Genomic DNA, 1831 nt, shown 5'->3' with positions numbered 1-1831 from the left:
GCGCGAAGTCCGGCCCGCGCCGCACGGAGCCGGCGTGGTGGGTGGTGCGCACTCCGATCACGCCCTCGGCCGGGGACCAGCACTCGACCGTCAGCAGTGGGCTGTTGAGCGTGTCACCGCGGCCGCGCACGTGCTTCACGGGCGCGTAGAGGGTCATCCGGTCCTCGCCGGTGCGGACGTCGGCGACCTCGGTGGCGTAGCGCGCGGTGACGCCCGGGCGCATCAGCCAGTAGCCGTCGGTGAACTTCATCGTGCTGGTTCCTCCGTCCGCGCGCGGTGCGCGGTGATCAGGCCCCGGTACCAGTGGTAGCTGTCCTTGGGCGTTCGGGTCAGGGTTTCGTAGTCGACGTGGACCAGGCCGAAGCGCTGCTCGTAGCCTCGGGCCCACTCGAAGTTGTCCAGCAGGGACCAGACGTAGTAGCCGCGCACGTCGACCCCGGCCACGATGGCGTCGGCGACGGCGGCGAGGTGGCCGGCCAGGTAGTCGATCCGTTCCGCGTCGTGCACCCGGCCGTCGGGGGTGACGCTGTCGGCCTCGGCGGAGCCGTTCTCGGTGATCCAGACCGGCGGGAGCCGCGGGTAGCGGGCGTCGAGGTCGCGGAGCAGCTCGGTGAACGCGGACGGGACGACGGGCCAGCCCATGGTGGTGAGCCGGGTGCCGTACGGGTTCGGCTCGGCGACGCCGATGTCCATGGCGGTGCGCCGTTCGGGGTCGTCCTCGCGGCGCGGGGCGGCCTCGACGGTGATCGGCCGGTAGAAGTTGATGCCGACGAAGTCCAGTGGCGCGCCGATCAGTTCCAGGTCCCCCGGCCGGCGCCAGGGTCCGTCGGCGAGGCCCGCCCAGGTCTCGGCCTCGTGCTCGGGGTAGCGCCCGGCGAACAGCGGCTCGGTCCAGACGTCGTTGTGCAGCACCTCGGCCCGGCGCAGGGCGGCGAGGTCCTCGGGGCGGTCGGAGGCGGCGTGCAGACGGTCGGGGTTGAGCGTGGTCCCGACCTCGCGGGCGCCGGCGGCGCGCAGTTCCCGGACCGCGAGGCCGTGGCCGACCAGCAGGTGGTGGGCGGCCGCCAGAGCGCCGCGGCCCTCCCGGGCGCCGGGCGCGTGCCGGCCCTCGGCGTAGCCGACGAAGGCGGAGCAGAACGGCTCGTTCAGGGTGATCCAGCGCTCGACCCGGTCTCCGTAACGCTCGGCGGCGACGGCCGCGTACTCGGCGAACGCCTCGGCCGTCTCCCTGACCCGCCAGCCACCCCGGTCCTCCAGGGCCTGCGGCAGGTCCCAGTGGTAGAGGGTCGCGGCGGGCGCGATGCCGGCGGCCAGCAGTTCGTCGATCAGCCGGTCGTAGAAGTCCAGGCCCTTCGGGTTGACCGGGCCGGTGCCCTGCGGCAGGAGGCGGGGCCAGGCGATGGAGAAGCGGTAGCCGTCGACGCCCAGCCCGCGGAGCAGGGCGACGTCCTCGGGGTAGCGGTGGTAGTGGTCGCAGGCGGTGTCGCCGGTGGCGCCGCCGCGGGTGCGGCCCGGGGTGTGGCTGTAGGCGTCCCAGATGGACGGGCCGCGGCCGTCCTCGTCGTGGGCACCCTCGATCTGGTAGGCGGCGGTGGCGGCGCCGAAGCGGAAGCCGGCGGGCAGGTCCGGGAAGGCGGGGGTGCTCATGCGGCGGTACCTCACGGGTGTCTCGGGGATCGGGCGCACGGCCGGCCCTGCGCGGGGGGCACGGCGGTCACAGCTCCGGCGCCAGCCCGCGGTCGAGCAGCCAGGAGAGCTGGGCGGGCGGGTTGGAGCCGCAGCCGCCGCCGTGGTCGGCGAAGGGCCACACCGTCATGGTGCTCGCCCGCGT

The 1831-nt window shown here is 74.7% G+C and carries 1 protein-coding gene and 1 pseudogene; both read right to left on the bottom strand.

Annotated elements, in window-relative coordinates; genetic code table 11:
• Positions 1–250 (bottom strand): annotated as a pseudogene (locus C2142_RS41155) (alpha-xylosidase); the annotation flags it as partial.
• On the bottom strand, positions 247–1647 hold the full coding sequence (locus C2142_RS36710) for a GH1 family beta-glucosidase (RefSeq protein ID WP_148647113.1): 1401 nt from the start codon (positions 1645–1647) through the stop codon (positions 247–249). The pseudogene C2142_RS41155 and the gene C2142_RS36710, both read right to left, overlap by 4 nt.
• Between the last annotated feature and the right edge of the window lie 184 nt (positions 1648–1831).

The organism is Streptomyces sp. CB01881 (assembly GCF_002953255.1).
Classification (GTDB): domain Bacteria; phylum Actinomycetota; class Actinomycetes; order Streptomycetales; family Streptomycetaceae; genus Kitasatospora.
Note: the sequence above shows the minus strand (reverse complement) of the source record. Positions and strands in the feature narration are given on the sequence as shown.

What these genes read in the sequence shown, in the direction of transcription:
- C2142_RS36710 (WP_148647113.1), bottom strand. Translation starts at nt 1,647, where the DNA reads ATGAGCACCCCCGCCTTCCCGGACCTGCCCGCCGGCTTCCGCTTCGGC.